This window comes from Lacrimispora algidixylanolytica (assembly GCF_003609635.1).
GTDB classification, from domain to species: domain Bacteria; phylum Bacillota; class Clostridia; order Lachnospirales; family Lachnospiraceae; genus Lacrimispora; species Lacrimispora algidixylanolytica.
Genome location: NZ_MCIA01000033.1, coordinates 93,937 through 112,518, shown reverse-complemented (window position 1 = coordinate 112,518; position 18,582 = coordinate 93,937). Strand labels below are relative to the sequence as shown.

At 40.7% G+C, this 18,582-nt stretch carries 13 protein-coding genes, 2 tRNA genes and 1 pseudogene; all 16 read right to left on the bottom strand.

Annotated features, from left to right (window positions below):
* Positions 1-213: 213 nt before the first annotated feature.
* Positions 214-495 (bottom strand): annotated as a pseudogene (tnpA, locus tag BET01_RS18660) (IS200/IS605 family transposase); the annotation flags it as partial.
* A gap of 178 nt (positions 496-673) precedes the next feature.
* Positions 674-745 (bottom strand) — tRNA-Glu (locus BET01_RS18655).
* A gap of 22 nt (positions 746-767) precedes the next feature.
* A tRNA-Pro gene (locus BET01_RS18650) sits at positions 768-841 on the bottom strand.
* 90 nt (positions 842-931) lie between these two features.
* Positions 932-5,476, bottom strand: coding sequence for a PolC-type DNA polymerase III (locus BET01_RS18645; protein ID WP_120198384.1), 4,545 nt, complete (start codon positions 5,474-5,476; stop codon positions 932-934).
* An 11-nt stretch (positions 5,477-5,487) separates the two neighbouring features.
* Positions 5,488-6,540 carry a flavodoxin-dependent (E)-4-hydroxy-3-methylbut-2-enyl-diphosphate synthase gene (gene ispG, locus BET01_RS18640; RefSeq protein ID WP_120198383.1) on the bottom strand — a complete coding sequence of 351 codons (1,053 nt, stop codon included), beginning with the start codon at positions 6,538-6,540 and terminating at the stop codon, positions 5,488-5,490.
* Between the two features lie 29 nt (positions 6,541-6,569).
* On the bottom strand, positions 6,570-7,628 hold the full coding sequence (locus BET01_RS18635) for a M50 family metallopeptidase (RefSeq protein ID WP_120198382.1): 1,059 nt from the start codon (positions 7,626-7,628) through the stop codon (positions 6,570-6,572).
* A gap of 1 nt (position 7,629) precedes the next feature.
* Complete coding sequence (locus tag BET01_RS18630) at positions 7,630-8,772, bottom strand: 1-deoxy-D-xylulose-5-phosphate reductoisomerase (protein WP_120198381.1); 1,143 nt, start codon at positions 8,770-8,772, stop codon at positions 7,630-7,632.
* A 49-nt stretch (positions 8,773-8,821) separates the two neighbouring features.
* Positions 8,822-9,622: a phosphatidate cytidylyltransferase gene (locus BET01_RS18625; RefSeq protein WP_120198380.1), complete on the bottom strand. Its 801-nt coding sequence runs from the start codon at positions 9,620-9,622 to the stop codon at positions 8,822-8,824.
* Between the two features lie 19 nt (positions 9,623-9,641).
* Entirely contained in the window at positions 9,642-10,364 is a 723-nt protein-coding gene (locus tag BET01_RS18620; protein ID WP_120198379.1) for an isoprenyl transferase, read from the bottom strand.
* A gap of 64 nt (positions 10,365-10,428) precedes the next feature.
* Entirely contained in the window at positions 10,429-10,983 is a 555-nt protein-coding gene (gene frr / locus BET01_RS18615; RefSeq protein WP_120198378.1) for a ribosome recycling factor, read from the bottom strand.
* Between the two features lie 13 nt (positions 10,984-10,996).
* Entirely contained in the window at positions 10,997-11,698 is a 702-nt protein-coding gene (gene pyrH / locus BET01_RS18610) for a UMP kinase (protein WP_120198377.1), read from the bottom strand.
* A gap of 132 nt (positions 11,699-11,830) precedes the next feature.
* Positions 11,831-13,513 carry a peptide ABC transporter substrate-binding protein gene (locus BET01_RS18605; protein WP_120198376.1) on the bottom strand — a complete coding sequence of 561 codons (1,683 nt, stop codon included), beginning with the start codon at positions 13,511-13,513 and terminating at the stop codon, positions 11,831-11,833.
* Between the two features lie 211 nt (positions 13,514-13,724).
* Positions 13,725-15,413, bottom strand: a complete 1,689-nt coding sequence (locus BET01_RS18600; protein WP_120198375.1) for a peptide ABC transporter substrate-binding protein — start codon at positions 15,411-15,413, stop codon at positions 13,725-13,727.
* Between the two features lie 111 nt (positions 15,414-15,524).
* Positions 15,525-16,502: an ABC transporter ATP-binding protein gene (locus BET01_RS18595; RefSeq protein ID WP_243117276.1), complete on the bottom strand. Its 978-nt coding sequence runs from the start codon at positions 16,500-16,502 to the stop codon at positions 15,525-15,527.
* The gene (locus BET01_RS18590; RefSeq protein ID WP_120198373.1) at positions 16,502-17,512 is read right to left on the bottom strand and encodes an ABC transporter ATP-binding protein; all 1,011 of its coding nucleotides are present in this window, start codon (positions 17,510-17,512) and stop codon (positions 16,502-16,504) included. Before BET01_RS18590 ends, BET01_RS18595 begins: the two co-directional genes overlap by 1 nt.
* 15 nt (positions 17,513-17,527) lie before the next feature.
* Positions 17,528-18,568, bottom strand: a complete 1,041-nt coding sequence (locus tag BET01_RS18585; RefSeq protein WP_120198372.1) for an ABC transporter permease — start codon at positions 18,566-18,568, stop codon at positions 17,528-17,530.
* Between the last annotated feature and the right edge of the window lie 14 nt (positions 18,569-18,582).

The following is an 18,582-nucleotide window of genomic DNA, read 5'->3' as shown; positions in this document are numbered from 1 at the left end:
ACAAAAAATTCCATTTTGTTTAAATAAACAATTTATTATTTAGAATGAACAGCTGGGAACATACCTCAGTTACTTCCAATCATAACCACCCGTTGAACGGGTGGTTTGCTCTACCCCTATAAGGGGTTATTACCGACGTTGGAGCCTAAAGGCTCTTCGAAAAAAATCCACAGCCGCACAAACATTTATCTACTGAGCCCAACAGGGCTCATTTTATTTGCTTTGTTTTACCGGCTCACCCGTGAACGGGTCTATGTATTCTTTTAACGTCATTTGATCATATTCTAAATCTTCTTTTAATTGATTCTGAATATATTCTTGTATCTTCTTTGCATTCTTTCCCACTGTATCTACATAATATTCACGACACCAAAAATGTCTGCTTCCATATTTGTATTTCAAATTTGCATTCCTTTCAAATATCATAAGCGTACTCTTCCCTTTTAAATATCCCATAAAACTTGATACACTGATATTTGGTGGTATTCTCACTAAGGTTTTTTACTTGAAGCTAAAGCTACTGTGGTCACACCTGCATAGCAGGTGGTTTATTAAAAGACTGCCATACAATAAAAAAAGCAGGCTAAATTCTACGCCTGCTTTTTTCCAGTCCCTTCAGACCTTCCATTTGCTAACACAAAAAACCTCCAGGTTTTATCCTGAAGGTTAATGATGACCTATCCGAGAATCGAACTCGGGATTCCGCCGTGAGAGGGCGGTGTCTTAACCGCTTGACCAATAGGCCCTTACAAATAAAAGGTGCAGAATCGAGGCGACAAGATTCGAACTTGCGACCTCTGCGTCCCGAACGCAGCGCTCTACCAAACTGAGCCACGCCTCGATTACGTTAGGTAGTATAATATAAATCCTAACGTATGTCAACCATATTTGCAAAATATTTTAAATAATATCAAATAATGGAAAAATATATTTAACCCAGATCAAACAATGACAACTGATTGGATTCAGGAAGTTCTCCTAAAAGACTCATTTCTCCCATCAGATCACAAACTGTCTTGCTGACCTTCGAACGATTCCTAAAGTCTTCCCTGGAAAGGAATTTACCATCTTTGACCGCATCCACCACGGCATCTGCAGCCTTTTCCCCCAATCCGTCTATACTGCTTAAGGACGGCATCAGTTTTCCATCAAAGATCTGAAAATGTCTTGCCTTTGCCCGATAGATATCAATCGGCATAAACTCATAACCCCTAGCATACATCTCCTGTACGATACGCATATCACGTAAGGTATCCAGTTCTTTTTTTGATAGCGTATCCATTCTCTTACGGTAATCAGCTAGGTAATGCTCCAGCTTTTCCCTTCCCTGACACATGAGCTCATAGCTAAAGCCGCTTGCGCGAATACTGAAAAAAGAGGCATAATAAGCCAAAGGATAAAACACCTTACAATAAGCTATACGCCAAGCCATCATAACATAGGCCGCCGCATGGGCTTTGGGGAACATATATTTAATTTTTTTACAAGACCATATGTACCAGTCAGGCACCCCATGTGCAATCATTTCTGTTTCCCAATCTGGCATCAGTCCTTTTCCCTTACGAACACTTTCCATGATAGAAAAAGAGAGACCTTCCTCCATCCCCATTGAAATCAGATAAACCATGATATCATCTCGAGTACAGATGGCTGTCTGAATGGTTGCCTTTCCTTCTTGAATCAAAGCTTGGGCATTACCAAGCCAAACATCGGTTCCGTGGGCAAGACCTGCGATACGCACCAAATCGGAAAAATACTTAGGTTTTGTATCAATTAACATCTGCATAGCAAAATCCGTACCAAATTCAGGTACACCCAAAGCCCCCAGCTTACATCCTCCGATATCTTCTGGCAAAATAAAAAGTGCTGAAGTATCCTGAAACAGGGACATAACCTCAGGACTATCTAGCGGGATGTCTTTTACTGGATCAAATCCAATGAGATCCTGAAGCATTCGTATCATAGTAGGATCGTCGTGTCCCAGAATATCAAGTTTCAAAAGATTATGGTCAATGGAGTGATAATCAAAATGGGTGGTCACCGTCATGGTAGTCATATCATTGGCTGGGCGTTGCACCGGAGTGAAGGAATAAATTTCCTCACCATGAGGCAGAACAATAATACCGCCTGGATGTTGCCCTGTGGTCCTTCTTACTCCCACGCACCCTTGAACGATGCGGTTAATCTCACAGTTTCTCTTTCTTACTCCATGCTCTTCGTAGTAATTCTTAACATATCCAAAAGCCGTCTTATCCGCCAACGTACCAATGGTGCCCGCTCGGAAAGTCTGCCCTTTTCCAAAGATGACTTCCGTATAATCATGTGCTTTGCTTTGATATTCACCGGAGAAATTAAGATCGATATCCGGTTCCTTATCTCCTTTAAATCCCAGGAATGTTTCAAAGGGGATATCAAATCCATCTTTTTCCAGTGGATGACCGCAAACCGGACAAGTTTTATCTGGCATATCGCAACCTGCCATACCAGAAAACTGTTTTACTTCATCTGAATCAAAATCATAATAATGACATTCCGTACAATAGTAATGAGGACTTAATGAATTAACCTCGGTAATACCTGACATATAAGCCACGAAGGAAGAACCTACAGAACCCCTCGACCCTACCAGATATCCATCTTCATTGGATTTCCAAACCAGCTTCTGAGCGATAATGTACATAACCGCAAATCCATTGGTAATAATGGAATTCAACTCTCTCTCCAGGCGCTCTGTAACGATTGTAGGCAGATTATCCCCATAGATTGCATGAGCCTTGTCATAACAGATGTTTCTTAAATCCTCATCAGAATTTTCAATGACAGGAGCGCATTTATCAGGGCGCACCGGAGATATCTTTTCGCACATGTCAGCAATTTTCCTGGTGTTCTTAATCACCACTTCTTCTGCTTTGTTGGGGCCAAGATACTCAAATTCCTTAAGCATCTCTTCTGTTGTTCGTAAATAAAGGGGCGCTTGTTCATCCGAATCCTTAAAACCTTGGCCTGCCATGATAATTCTTCGGTAGACCTCATCTTCTGGGTCCAGAAAATGCACATCACAAGTTGCACAGACCGGCTTTCCAAACTGTTCTCCTAAGGATACTATCTTTTTATTAATATCAATGAGATCTTGCTCTGTTTTTACCACACTTTTTTCATCTCGAAGCATAAACCCATTGTTACCAAGAGGCTGAATTTCCAGATAATCATAATAATTCACAAGTTTTGTAACATCTGCATCGGAAGAACCTCTTAACAGTGCCTGATATACCTCGCCCGCTTCACAGGCAGAACCAATGATTAAACCTTCCCTATTTTCATTTAATACACTTTTAGGAATTCGCGGTCTCCTGGCATAAAAGTCAATATGAGATCTGGAAATTAGACGGTATAAGTTTACCCTGCCTACATCATTGGCAGCCAATATAATAACGTGATGAGTCGGTAATTTTTTGATCATGCTAGCTGACATCGTGCTTAACTGGTTCAGTTCATCCAGGCTTTCCACTCCACGGTCTTTTAACATTTGAACAAACTTCGCAAATATAAGTGCGGTACATCCTGCATCATCCACCGCTCGGTGATGATTTTCCAACGAAATTTTAAGTGCTTTCGCAACCGTATCAAGTTTATAACGGTTTAAACTTGGCAAAAGAAGTCTTGCCAGAGCCACTGTATCAATCACCGTAGGAGTAAATGGAATTCCCAAACGTGTTGCATTATAGGCAATAAAACTGATGTCAAAAGAGGCATTATGTGCGACTAAAACCGCATCTGAACAAAAGTCCAGAAATTGAGGAAGTATTTCATCTATCTTTGGATGAGGCAGTACCATGTTATCATTGATGCCAGTCAACTTTTCAATTTCAAAGGGAATGGGTACCTCAGGATTTACAAAGGTGCTATATCGATCTATTACGGTACCATCTTGTATCTTTACCGCACCAATTTCAATAATGCGATTTTTGGAAGAACTAAATCCCGTAGTCTCAATGTCAAAAACAACATAGGTATCGGAAAGCTTCTGTCCACGTGAATTATCCACCAACTGCTTTAGATCATCTACTAAATACCCTTCCACTCCATAAATAATTTTAAAGGTATCTCCCTTGTCCAATGCATGATTGGCGTCGGGAAATGATTGTACACATCCGTGATCTGTGATAGCAATGGCAGGCATCCCCCACTTCTTAGCACGCTTAACAATATCTTTTACCTCGGATACCCCATCCATATCACTCATCTTAGTATGGCAGTGTAGCTCTACTCTCTTTTGCAAGCTGTTATCCGTTCTTTTGCCGGTAAAATCTTCTGATTTCTTGATTCCCACTACAGAACCCAGTGTAAGCTCACCATCAAATTTATCAATGGTAGTAACGCCTTTAATCTTAATAAAGCTTCCCTTTACTACCGCAGCCTTCAGGTCATCTACCTGCTCTTCTTTTGCAAATATTTTTACGGTAAGCGTATCGGTGAAATCACTCACATCAAAGATCATAATAGTTTTACCGCTTCTTAATTCTCTGCTATCCACTGTCAGAATCTTTCCACGAATATTTATTTCACCGATTTCGCCCTCTATCTTATCAATCTCAATTGTGTCTCCATCAAAATCTCGGCCATAAAGTACATCTGGATTATCGGAACGTTTTACATAAGGATTTCCACTCTTTTTATAGTCTTTCCATTCCTTCTTTCCATTCTCTTTTTTACCAAAATCAGACCCAGAAGCTTTTCCAGGCTCCTTTTTTCCGCCCATACGAAGTGCATTCGTCTGGCCGTCCTGAACAAACGGTACTTCCTGTGAAGTATCGCTTGCCACAGATTCGGGGCTTATGTTATCTGCACTTAAAGAAGAAGCCTCTCCCATATTTTCTTCCATAAGTTTTGATCCAAACGCAGTACGTCTTACAATCTCCTCAACTTCCCGTTGCATCTGCAGTTCTTTTTGCTTAGCAAGTTCATTGACCCGAGGAGCCACATAATCATACTGTACCTCTAAAGGTAAGCCGCAGCGTTCGATAAATATCTTCTCTAAAATCCGTTTTAGTTCTCCTGCCTTTTCCCTGGTAACAATGGTGTCTTCCACGGTAAGCTTAAGCAAATCCTGCTCCGGAAACTTAAATATCGCTTTACGAAACATATTATACTCGATGATACTGTAATTCTTCAGCTCCATTAACAAGCTATCCTTATATGCTTTTAAAAGCTTCTGAGGCGTATACTGTTCCGACAGATTAAAACGTTCAATCACTTTCACACTAAGCTGCTTAGAAGGAAAAAGCTGTTCTTTAATTCCTTTTTCCAAACCATAGATATTCTGCTTGTGGATTAATCTTTGACTAATCAGATAAACACGAATAGAGCTTCTATCTCTGGTGGAAGTGATTTTTTCCACTTCCACCAGCTTTAAAAGCTCTCGTAGTTCGTCTGTGATATGTAAATTTGGAAATACATCCAAAAATTTTTTCATCATCCTATCACCTATTACATTTTCATAAGTTCTTCCTGAAGTGCCATTAGTAACTGATCCTCAGGAACCTTACGGATAATTTCTCCTTTTTTAATAAGAAGTCCTTCGCCAACGCCTCCAGCTATACCAATATCCGCTTCTCTGGCTTCTCCTGGTCCATTAACGACACAGCCCATAACTGCCACCTTAACATCAAGATGGTCGAATTTGGATACCATTTCCTCTACCTGATTCGCCAATGTAATAAGGTCTATCCGGGTTCTTCCGCAGGTAGGGCAGGAAACCACTTCTACTCCGCCTCTTCTTAAACCAAGACTCTTTAATATCAATCTTGCAGCCTTAATTTCTTCTAACGGATCGCCTGTCAATGAAACGCGAATGGTATCGCCAATTCCTTCATAAAGAATAATACCCAGACCTACGGAAGACTTAATGGTTCCTGATACCAGAGTACCAGATTCCGTAATACCTACGTGAAGAGGATAGTCGGTTTGCTTTGATATTAATTCATGCGCCTTGATGCACATAAGAACATCGGAAGACTTAATGCTGATTACAAGATTGTCATAACCCAATTCTTCAATCATGCGCACTTTGTCTAGGGCACTATCTACGATTCCCTGAGCAGTCACACCACCATATTTCTCAATCAAGTTTTTCTCCAGAGAGCCACTGTTTACTCCTACCCGAATGGGTACGTTATATTCCTTGGCTTTTTCAACAACAGCACGAACCCGGTCAACGGAACCTATATTACCTGGGTTGATTCGAATCTTATCGGCTCCTGCTTCTATAGAAGCGATAGCAAGCCGGTAATCGAAATGAATATCTGCCACTAGTGGAATTGTAATTTGTTTCTTTATTTCCTTTAAAGCATTTGCTGACTCCATATCTGGAACAGCGACCCGGATGATATCACAGCCTGCTTTTGCAAGTGCATTGATTTGAGAAACCGTTGCTTCTATATCATGGGTCTTTGTGTTGCACATGGATTGAATAAGAACCGGGTTACCACCTCCGATAACCCGATCACCAATTCCAATCACTCTTGTATGCTCACGGTTCATGTCTTCCTCCAATCTGAGTCCATACCCGCTTACGTAAATCTGTTGATATCGTTAAAGACCACAAAAATCATAAGTGCCATTAATGCGGCCATGCTAATCATATTAACCAGGCCTTCTTTGTTAGGATCCATACGCTTGCCTCTGATTGCTTCAATAATCAGAAACAAAAGACGTCCTCCATCAAGGGCCGGAATGGGAAGCAAGTTCATAACACCTAAGTTGGCACTGAGCAGAATACACATGCTGAGCACATTCATAAACGCAGCTGCAAAACTGACTGTAAGGCCAGCCTTTACGGAATCATCTATCATTACTACAATTCCAACCGGACCACTTAAATCATTTACACTTGCTTTACCTGAAAAAAGCATACCAAGACTTTTTACCGTAAGTTTTACATCGTATTCCATTTCTTTATAACCGTATTTAACAAGTTCTCCAATAGAAGCTACCTTCGCATTCTGAGGCGCAATGGTAATTCCAATGAGATATTTCCCGGTATCCTTTGAAAGCTCTGGAGTAACGGAAACGGTTTTAATGCTGCTCTCACCGGTTTTAGAGTCCACTCTCAAAAATTCCACTTGATTCATCTTCTCATCCGGCTTTAATAACTTATAAAGAATGTATTCTCGGTACATGGAGACACTTTCTCCATTTATCTTAAGAAGCTTATCACTGGGTAAAAGCCCTGCAGCATATGCTGGGGAATCCTTAGTCACTTCTTTAACATATGTCATATCATATCCGCTCATCCCAACAAGGATCAGCGAAAGAAGAAAAGCTAGTATAAAATTAAAAATCGGTCCTGCCGCAATAACAGACATTCGTGCAGGAATGGATTTGTTTTGAAATGCGCCTTCATCTGCATCCTCTTCATCCTCACCTAACATCATACAGGAACCACCCAGAGGCAATGCCTTTATGGAATAAATCGTTTCTCCCTTTTTGAAATGCAACAGTCTAGGTCCCATCCCAACGGAAAATTCTACTACTTTAATCCCATTCTTTTTTGCGAACAAAAAGTGACCTAATTCATGAATTAAAACAATAAGTCCAAATACTAGAATTGCTACGATAACACTGGACAATCTACCACCTGCTTTCTATATATTCATAAGCCGCATTCTCTGCTTCAAGAATCTCTTCCACTGACGGATTCTCCTTTACAGTATGCCCGCTCATAGCTCCCTCTATTATATCTGTGATGGAAAGATATGAGATTTCCCTGCTTAAAAATTTTTCAACTGCGCGCTCGTTAGCAGCATTGAAGACGGTGGGAAGGGTTCCGCCTCTTTTACCCGCCTGGTAAGCTAAAGAAAGGCCAGGGAAATTAACCATATCAGGCTTTTCAAAAGCAATCTCTTTCAGACTCCAAAAGTCAAGACGTTCACCAGGAAGAAACCTTCTTTCGGGATAATAAAGTGCATACTGAATTGGAAGTTTCATATCTGGCGTACCTAATTGTGCCATAACAGCCCCATCTTTAAATTCTACCATAGAATGAATGATGCTCTTAGGCTGTACCACAACTTCAACCTGATCCATATCAACATCAAACAGCCACTTGGCTTCCATGACCTCAAGACCCTTATTTACCATAGTTGAGGAATCGATGGTAATTTTTCTACCCATAGACCAATTGGGATGCTTTAAGGCATCCTCGACCTGAACTGCTTTTAATTCTTCTCTGGTCTTTCCACGAAAAGGACCGCCAGAAGCTGTTAGAAGAACCTTATGTATGGTTTTTTTATTTTCACCGTTCAGACACTGAAAGATTGCGCTATGCTCGCTATCAACTGGGAAAATGTTCACTCCTCGTTTTTTTGCCAGTGGCATTATAATGTGTCCGGCGGTTACTAACGTTTCTTTATTTGCAAGAGCAATGTCTTTACCAGCTTCCATGGCTGCGATGGTCGGACGTATTCCAATCATTCCCACCACTGCGGTCACAACGATCTCAGCAGAAGGTTCCGTGGCGGCTTCAATTAACCCTTCCATTCCAAACACAACGCGGACCGGAAGATCCTTTATGGAAACAGCCAGTTCCCTCGCCTTTTCCTCTTCCCAAACGCAGACCAGTTTAGGCAAAAACTTTCTTGTCTGTTCTTCTAAAAGTTTAATATTACTACCCGCAGCTAAAGCGGTGACTACGATATCCCCTTGGGTTTCAACCACCTCCAGGGTCTGAGTCCCAATGGAACCTGTAGAACCCAAAATTGCTATTTTCTTCATCTTATGCTGCCAACTCCTTTTCTTTTACAAAATTCCAGCAAATATCTCATTACCGTAAAAAAGTAATTGCTAAATAAATAGCTGGTGCTGTAAAAAGCATGCTGTCAAAGCGATCTAAAATCCCACCATGCCCTGGAATCAGTTTTCCATAATCTTTTACCTGGTGATTTCTCTTGATCGCAGAAGCTGCCAAATCACCAATTTGTGATATAAGGGCTGCCACTACACATGCCAGCATACATGTAAATATAGGGGTACTAAGTCCAACCATTGATGCGCCAAAAACACCAGCATACAAAGAACCGAGAAGAGCTGCTCCCACAACGCCTCCAATCGCACCCTCTATGGATTTATGAGGGCTGAGGACGGGCGCAAGCCGATGCTTTCCTATTAGGCTTCCAACACAGTAAGCACAGGTATCACTCCCCCATGAACTTAAGAATACTAGCCATACCAGATACTTTCCATCTTCCATGGTTCTGACCTGATACAAATAAGATAACATAACTGCAACATAAAACAATCCTAAAAAAGCTACTGACACATCTTCCAACTGATACTTTGGAAAGGCAAAAACGTAAACGCTCATAAGGATCATAAGGAATATAACAGATAATAAAAGCATCCTATCTTCCATATGGTACCATAACAATCCGTAATAAGCCAATACAGCAAAATATCCCAGATACCCCAATAAGCTCCTCTGTATCTTCATCACACGATACAATTCAAACAAACCGATGATAGAAATGAAAACGGTGGTAGCAAAAAGCAAAAGCCCTCCATTGCCCACTGTCAAAAGAGCAATCAAGACAAGTACAATTCCGCTTATCAGTCTGATCGTAAACATCGCGTTACCTCCCTTAAGATCACTTCACTCCCCCGAATCTTCGTTCCCTGCTATTGTACGCTGCAATAGCCTTTTTCATTTCATCTATATTAAAATCAGGCCAATAACAATCAGTAACATAGAGTTCTGTATAGGCAAGCTGCCATAACAGATAATTTGAGAGTCTTAACTCTCCACTTGTACGAATTAACAAATCAGGGTCTGGAATCTTCGCTGTATCCAGATAAGACTGAAACATCGTTTCATCCATCTCTTCCGGAAGAACGTTTCCTTCTTTTACATCTTTCATGATATTTCTGGTTGCACGGACAATTTCATCACGTCCTCCATAATTCACTGCAATTACAAGAGTCAGACCGGTATTGTCTTTCGTCTCTTGTTCCAATTTATGGATTCCTTCTACTATATCTCGGTCAAACCTCTGCTGATCTCCAATCATACTGACTCGAACGTTATTGGCCTTTGCTACCTTTAACAATCTTACCATATAGTAACGAAAAAGCTGCATAAGTGCTCCTACTTCGTCGGAGGAACGCTTCCAGTTCTCTGTAGAGAAACCATAAACCGTTAAATATTTGATTCCAAGTCTGGCTGAATCTTCCACTGTTTTTTCTAAGGTAACACAGCCTTCTTTATGTCCCAAACTTCTGGGAAGTCCTCGCTTTTTGGCCCACCTGCCATTACCATCTAATATAATAGCAACATGCTCCGGTATCACCATATCCTGTATCTTATCATTCATACGAATCACTCCTTATAAAACACAAAACAGGACAGGCGAAAAGCCTGCCCCCCTGTTCAAAATTTTATACTGTAAGAAGATCTTTAGACTTCTCTTCAATTGCTTTATCTATCTGAGCTATCATCTTATCTGTTAATTTCTGAATTTTATCCTCTGCATCAGCCTGCTCGTCCTCAGAAATTTCCTCTGCCTTCAGCTGTTTCTTAAAGGCATCATTGGCATCACGGCGAATATTTCGAATTGCGACTTTTGCATTCTCGCCCTTCTTTTTCACATCTTTAACCAGTTCTTTTCTACGATCTTCTGTAAGCTCTGGGAATACAAGACGAATCATAGTTCCATCATTGGTTGGGTTAATTCCTAAATCAGATGTTAAAATAGCTTTCTCAATGGCCTTTAACAGACCCTTTTCCCATGGCTGAATCACAATCATGCGAGCTTCTGGGATAGTGACATTACCTACCTGCTGAAGTGGGGTCGGTGTACCGTAATAATCCACTCTAATTTTATCCAACACATGAGGATTGGCACGACCTGCACGAATGGTCACAAAATCATTCTCCAGTGCATTTAATGTCTTATTCATCTTCTCATCGTAAACCTGTAAAATTTCTTGCATATCGTCCTCCTGGTTATGCGGTAACTATCGTACCGTTTATTTTTCCCTGCATGGCATTGGCAATGCCATCTTTTTCATTCAAGCTAAATACCGCAAGCGGCATCTTATTTTCCATACACATTATGGAAGCAGTCAGATCAATGACTCCAAGCTGCTTATCTATTACTTCCTGAATTGTAATCTTATCATACTTTACAGCATTTGGATTGATCTTAGGATCGCTGTCATATACACCATCAATGGCCTTAGCCAGCAAGATACAATCTGCATCCATCTCAATCGCACGCAGAGCAATTCCAGTATCCGTAGAGAAATAAGGATGTCCGGTTCCACCAGCAAAAAATACGACCTTACCCTCTGCAAAGTACCCATTGGCTCTGTCTTTGGAAAAAAGCTCTGTCATGGAACCACATGAAAAAGGTGTCAAAATCTCAGTACCCATTCCTTCATTCCGGAAAATTTCCGAAACATAAATACAGTTCATAATAGTAGCCAGCATTCCGATCTGGTCTGCCTTAGTTCTCTCAATGGCATTACTGGTTCTTCCTCTCCAGAAGTTCCCTCCGCCAATCACAATACCCACCTGGACACCTGCATCAACGGATATCTTAACCTGCCGTGCAACCTCTTTCACTGTAGCCTCATCATAACCGGTCTTCTCTGTTCCGGCAAGAGCCTCACCGCTGAGTTTTAATAATACACGTCTTGGATTCATAGCCTTAACTCTCCTGTACTTTTGTATTGTCTTAAAAGATTATAGCATACTTTTATAAGGTTGGAAAGAGGTATTTCCCCGCAAAAAAACCCGGGAATGAATTCCCGGGCATGTAATATCAGGCTTTTATTCTTATTCCATCGTAGCATACTGAAAGAACCAGTAGCCAAATGGAGAATACCATGTTCCTTTTAACTTTGGATTCTGTAACCAGAATTCATTTCTGTAGTTAAGTGGAGCGATTGCAGCATCTTCAAGTATCATATTTTCTGCCTCATGAAGCTTTGCATAATGTTCTTTCACATCAATAGTTGCGTTGGCTTCATCTAACAACTTATCAAGTTCTGGATTTTTATATTGAGCATTATTATTGCCGCTTGTTGATTTCAATAAGTTTAAAAGATTGGATGGATCATCGTAATCAAGACTCCATGCATCACGTGCTGTGAGATAATCTCCTGCACGGCGAGTTGGTGCGAAGGTTCCCCATTCCACGATTTTAATATCCATCTTTACCCCAAGTTCCTTCCAACAGCTCTGTAAATACTCTGCCACTGCTTTGTTATGACCTGCATCATTGGTCATATATTCAACAACTGGGAATCCCTTTCCATCTGGATATCCAGCTTTTGCAAGAAGCTCCTTAGCCTTTGCTAAATCTGCTTCATGATCTTTAATATTAAAGAAATCTCTGCCGTTGTTTTTCCGAGTTACATCTTCAAAATAAGTTCCACTTTCTGCATCACTAACACCTTGAGGCACAAAATTTCCAGCAGGAGCACCGATTCCCTGCATCACTGTATTTGACACATAATCCCGGTCAATGGCAAGACTCAGAGCTTTACGAACATCCGAATTGGTAAAAGGCTCTTTCTGGTTATTAAAATCTAAATAAGAAATTCCTACGTTTGGTTCAACATGGAACTCCTCTTTGCCTTTCAAAGAAGGAATCTCCTCTGTGGGAACATCCTTAATCATAGCTACTTCTCCAGTACGGTATGCACTGTAAGCTGCATTTGAATCTTCCATTAAAACAAATTTCAAAGTATTAAGAGTGACTTTATCTGCATTCCAGTAATTTTCATTCTTACTAAAGGTAACATGGGAACCTGGAACCCAATCGATCATCTTTAAGGGACCGTTGGAAACATAAGTTTCAGGCTTTAAGCTCCACTGCTCCCCATTGGCCTCTACAGATGCTTTCTGCACAGGAACCATGGTTGCATGTGTCACAATCTTTAAAAAATATACACAAGGAACTGATAACTCTACAACAAAAGTCTTATCATCAGGTGCTGAAACTCCAAGAGCGTCAATATTTCCAGCTGCAGCTTCCTGATACCCCTTTACATACCCAAGCATGTCTTCTCCATATGGAGCTGCAACATTGGGATCTGATAACCTTTTCCATGAGAATACAAAATCGTTTGCGGTTAAGGGAGTACCATCACTCCACTTTAAACCATCACGTAAATGAAAGGTATATGTAAGCCCGTCCTTCGACACATCATAAGTTTCTGCCTGACCAGGTACAATCTTATTGTCCTTGTTAACAATTAACAGTGTCTCAAACGCATGCATAATCATGTTGGCAGCGTCAGCCGAACTGTTTAAGGCAGGATCAATGGTTTCAGGGTCAGGACCAACCTCTACTGCAAGATCAAGACCTGTAGTTCCGTTAGTCGGGGCTGTCATTTCCCCGTTTGCTGCTGTGGTAGCACCTTTCGATGATTCAGCCGACTTATTCCCACCGCAAGCAGAAAGTATAAGACTTGACACCATTACAGCAACTAATAAAAGTGACTTCTTTTTCATAGCTCATCCTCCTATAAATATCATGATATTGGCATAACATTACTTTACTGAATGCTTTACCAATTTTTTACAGAATAACATAGAAGTAGAAGAAAATCAATCATATAAAGATTTCGTTGTTCATTATTACCATGAAATATAGAGTTATTTTGAGGTTTGAGCACAAAAAAACACCCAGGAAAAATTCCTGGGTGTTTTGAGTAAAATCTACTTAATCCATCGTTGCATACTGGAAGAACCAATAGCCATATGGTGAATGCCATGTACCTTTTAACTTTGGATTCTGTAACCAGAAGTCAGTGTAATAAGCAACTGGAGCAATTGCAGCATCCTTAAGAATCATGTTCTCAGCATCATGAAGCTTTGCATAATGCTCAGCTACATCCGCTGTTGTGTTAGCTTCATTTAAAAGTTTATCTAATTCTGGATTGCTGTATTTCGCATTGTTATTACCACTTGTTGACATCATTAAGTTTAACATGTTGGAAGGATCATCATAATCATAAACCCAACCATCACGAGCCATCTGATAGTCTCCTGCACGACGAGTTGGTGTGAAGGTTGCCCACTCAACAACTTTAATGTCTACAGTAATGCCAAGTACTTCTTTCCAGCAGCTCTGTAAATATTCAGCAACTGGTTTGTGGTAGCCAGTATCATTAATCATATATTCAGTAACAGGGAATCCCTTGCCATCTGGATATCCTGCTTTTGCAAGAAGCTCTTTTGCTTTTGCAACGTTAGCTTCATGATCTTTTGTATCAAAGTAATCTTTACCGTTGTTCTTTTTGGTTATATCTTGAAAAAAGCTTCCTGGTTCAGCGTCAGAAATTCCAGGTCCTACAAGGTTAGTGGCAGGCATATAAGTTCCCTGCATTACAGTGTTGGCAACGTAATCTCTGTCAATTGCAAGGCTTAATGCCATACGCACGTCAGGATTGTTGAATGGCTCTTTCTGGTTCTGGAAATCAAGATAGTAAGTACCCATGATAGGCTCAACGTGGAAATCTTCTTTTCCCTTCAGCCCTGGAACTTCTTCAGTAGGTACAGTCTTGATCATGGAAACTTCGCCAGTCTGGTAGGCACTGTATGCAGCATTGCCATCTTCCATAAGAACAAACTTAAGTGTGTTTAAAGTAACTTTATCTGCATCCCAATAATTCTCATTCTTTGCAAATGTAATATGTGATCCAGGAACCCACTCGATCATCTTTAAAGGACCATTAGAAACATAAGTTTCTGGCTTTAAAGTCCACTGATCTGCATTGGCTTCAATTGTTGCCTTCTCCACAGGAACCATGGATCCGTGAGTTACAAGTTTAGAAAAGTATACACAAGGAGCTGATAATTCAACAACAAATGTATTATCATCTGGTGCTGAAAGTCCAAGAGCATCAAGATTACCCTTTGACGCCTCTTCATAACCCTTTACATATCCAAGCATGTCTCCTGCATAAGGAGCTGCTGTCTTAGGATCAGCAAGTCTCTTCCAAGAATATACGAAATCGTTTGCTGTTAGAGGTGTACCATCACTCCACTTTAATCCCTTACGAAGTTTAAATGTGTAAGTTAATCCATCTGGTGATACATCAAAAGATTCTGCCTGACCTGGTACGATCTTATTCTCAGAATCCACAATTAATAATGTCTCAAAAGCGTGAAGAATCATGTTACCACCATCAACCGCGCTATTTAAAGCAGGATCGATTGTCTCAGGATCTGGTCCAATCTGAACTGCAAGATCAAGTGCTTTTGAATTTCCTTCTACAGGTGCGGTCGTTTCCCCGTTTGCAGCAGTAGTCGCAGCAGTTGTTGGCTGAGCTGTCTTACTTCCGCCACAAGCGGTAAGAATCACACCTGTCGCCATTACGGCTGCCAGTACAAGTGACATTTTTTTCATAGTTTTTCCTCCTACAATAGTATTCTTAATCAGCGCAGTAACACTTTACTCGGCTACTGCGCTGATTTATTGTCTAGCATATCATAATTATGGAAAAATAGCAATTTATTTTTAGTTTAGTTTATCCAGATGATGGCAAGCAGCAAAATGTCCAGTTGACACTTCTTTCCATTCCGGTTCCTGGAGTGCGCAAAGCTCATCCGCATAAGGACAGCGTGTTCTAAAACGGCAGCCAGATGGTGGATTTACAGGGCTTGGAACATCTCCTTCTAATACAATTCGGTTGGATTTTCTGCTGAGTTCAGGATCTGCTATTGGAATCGCAGAAATCAAACTTCTGGTATAAGGGTGCATGCTATGGAATGTAAGCTCATAGCTATCTGCAAGCTCTACCATCTTACCCAGATACATTACACCGATACGGTTGGATATATGCTTAACAATAGAAAGGTCATGGGCAATGAATAAATAAGTAAGTCCACGTTCCTCCTGAAGCTGTTCAAACATGTTAACAACCTGTGCCTGAATGGATACGTCCAAAGCAGAAACCGGCTCATCACATACAATAAACTGTGGGTCCACTGCCAAAGCTCTGGCAATACCAACACGCTGACGCTGTCCACCTGAAAACTCATGAGGATAACGGTTTGCATGCTCGGAGTTAAGACCTACCGTAGATAGCACTGAAATAATTTGTTCCTGACGATCTTTTTTATTGGCAGCCAAACGATGAATATCAATTGCTTCACCAATAATATCACCAACTGTCATTCGAGGATCCAGGCTAGCATAAGGATCCTGAAACACGATCTGCATCTTGCGGCGGTAAGGAAGCATATTTACGTTTGTTATGTCCTTTCCATCAAAAAGGATTTTTCCTGCGGTAGGCTCATGAAGACGAAGCAGGGTACGACCTGTCGTGGTCTTACCACAACCGGATTCACCTACAAGTCCAAGAGTCTCTCCCTTTTTAATTCCAAAAGAAACGTCATCAACCGCTTTTACAACCCTTTTTTCAAGTAGCTTGCCACCGGAAACCGGGAAATACTGCTGTAAATTCTGAACTTCTACAAGATATTTATTGTCCATCATGCATCTCCCTTCTGAGCCTGCTGCTTTTCAAACTCCTGCTTCTGTAGGAGCCAGCAAGCACTATAATGTATGTCTGTAACATCTGTATACGGCGGCATTTCGCGCAGACAGATCTTCATACAGGATCCACATCTTGGCGCAAAAGGACAACCTGCTGGCGGATTGAGCATGTCTACAGGGCTTCCCTCAATAGGAATAAGCTTGCTGTGTTCTTTTTCCGTCAACTTCGGAATGCTTCGAATCAAACCTTTTGTATACTCGTGGCTTGGGTTATAAAAAATATCATTGGCATCACCATACTCAACTACTTTTCCAGCATACATAACTGCAATGCGATCACACATATTAGCAACTACGCCCAAATCATGAGTAATCATAATAATAGCCATACCAAGCTTTTCTTTTAATTCCATCATTAATTCCAGAATCTGAGCCTGAATGGTTACATCAAGAGCGGTTGTTGGCTCATCTGCAATCAGAAGCTTTGGCTCACATGCTAATGCAATGGCAATCATAACACGCTGGCGCATACCACCTGATAACTCGTGAGGATATTGTTTCAAACGTTTTTCCGGCTCATTAATTCCAACTAGGCTTAATAACTCTTTTGCACGCTCGTTAGCTCCGCTTTTATTCTTATCTGTATGAAGCATAACAACTTCACAAATCTGGTCTCCAACGGTATACACAGGATTTAAGCTGGTCATAGGATCCTGAAAAATAATCGAAATTTCATTTCCTCTAATTTTTCTCATTTCCTTTTCTGTCATCTGGTCAATCTGATGTCCGTTAAACTGCAAAGATCCCCCGATTAAACGTCCAGGATAAGCAGTCAGCCCCATAAGGCTGTATGCAGTAACGGATTTTCCAGAACCTGATTCTCCAACAATACCAAGAACTTCTCCTTCACGTAATTGAAGGGAAACATCATTTAAAGCCTTAACTTCCCCTGCTGGAGTAAAGAAAGAAAGACGTTCATTTTCAATATTAACTAAATATTCACTCATTACTTCTCTCCTCCTTTAATCTTTTAGTTTCGGGTCAAATGCATCACGAAGGCCATCACCCAAGAGATTAAAACTTAAAATAATTACAGATATCATAATTGCTGGCGCAAATAAACGATGAGGATAACTCTGAAGTCCGTTTAAAGCAGCACTTGCAAGGCTTCCAAGAGATGGCATAGGTGCAGCAACACCAAGTCCAAGGAAACTCAAAAAGCTCTCTGTAAAAATAGAAGATGGAATCTGCAGTGTTGTTGTAACAATTAAAGTACCGATACAGTTGGTAAGAAGATGCTTCCTAATAATATGCCCACTGGAAGCTCCAAGAGCTCTGGCAGCCGTTACATATTCCTGTTCTTTCAAAATAAGAATCTGGCTTCTTACAATACGCGCCATACCTACCCAATAAAGAAGTGCGAACACAACAAAAATACTGATTAGGTTAACACCGATAACCTGTATCCATTGAAAACCGGGCTGTTGCGATAGAGCCTTTAGAGGTTGATCAAACGCTACTGATAATAGTACAATAATCAAAATATCAGGCACGGTATAAATCATGTCCACGATACGCATCATAATCATATCCACCCAGCCTCCAAAGAAACCAGCGATGGAACCGTAAAGTGATCCTATTAACAAGATAATACAGGAAGCAACCAAACCAACGGTTAGAGAAACACGACTTCCCATCATAACACGAACCGCATAATCTCTACCTAAGCTATCCGTACCAAGAACATGAGGAAATACACTTTCCCCTGCTTCAATTGTCTGTAATTCTTTCTGAGAATACTGCATCGGAGCAAGATTCTCACTTCCTCTTATCTGTTGCTCATAGCTATAAGGATAAAGCTGTGGTATAACAAAAGACAGGATAAATACTAGAAGAATTACAAAAATGCTAACCATGGCAATTTTATTCTTTTTCAAACGTCTGATTCCATCTTTCCAGAATCCGACACTTTTTCGCATGACTGTTAAGCTTTCCTTTTCCGCATCACTTGCCGGGAGAAAGTCTTCCACATTAAGTTGTAATGATATTTTATTCTTTGGCATCCTCTTTCTCCTCT

Bases quoted from the DNA above. Each gene is read 5' to 3' on its own strand.
- BET01_RS18605 (WP_120198376.1), bottom strand. From the start codon at position 13,513: ATGAAAAAGAAGTCACTTTTATTAGTTGCTGTAATGGTGTCAAGTCTT.
- BET01_RS18645 (WP_120198384.1), bottom strand. From the start codon at position 5,476: ATGATGAAAAAATTTTTGGATGTATTTCCAAATTTACATATCACAGAC.
- BET01_RS18595 (WP_243117276.1), bottom strand. From the start codon at position 16,502: ATGGACAATAAATATCTTGTAGAAGTTCAGAATTTACAGCAGTATTTC.
- pyrH (WP_120198377.1), bottom strand. From the start codon at position 11,698: ATGAATCCAAGACGTGTATTATTAAAACTCAGCGGTGAGGCTCTTGCC.
- BET01_RS18620 (WP_120198379.1), bottom strand. From the start codon at position 10,364: ATGAATGATAAGATACAGGATATGGTGATACCGGAGCATGTTGCTATT.
- frr (WP_120198378.1), bottom strand. From the start codon at position 10,983: ATGCAAGAAATTTTACAGGTTTACGATGAGAAGATGAATAAGACATTA.
- BET01_RS18630 (WP_120198381.1), bottom strand. From the start codon at position 8,772: ATGAAGAAAATAGCAATTTTGGGTTCTACAGGTTCCATTGGGACTCAG.
- ispG (WP_120198383.1), bottom strand. From the start codon at position 6,540: ATGAACCGTGAGCATACAAGAGTGATTGGAATTGGTGATCGGGTTATC.
- BET01_RS18585 (WP_120198372.1), bottom strand. From the start codon at position 18,568: ATGCCAAAGAATAAAATATCATTACAACTTAATGTGGAAGACTTTCTC.
- BET01_RS18590 (WP_120198373.1), bottom strand. From the start codon at position 17,512: ATGAGTGAATATTTAGTTAATATTGAAAATGAACGTCTTTCTTTCTTT.
- BET01_RS18600 (WP_120198375.1), bottom strand. From the start codon at position 15,413: ATGAAAAAAATGTCACTTGTACTGGCAGCCGTAATGGCGACAGGTGTG.
- BET01_RS18625 (WP_120198380.1), bottom strand. From the start codon at position 9,622: ATGTTTACGATCAGACTGATAAGCGGAATTGTACTTGTCTTGATTGCT.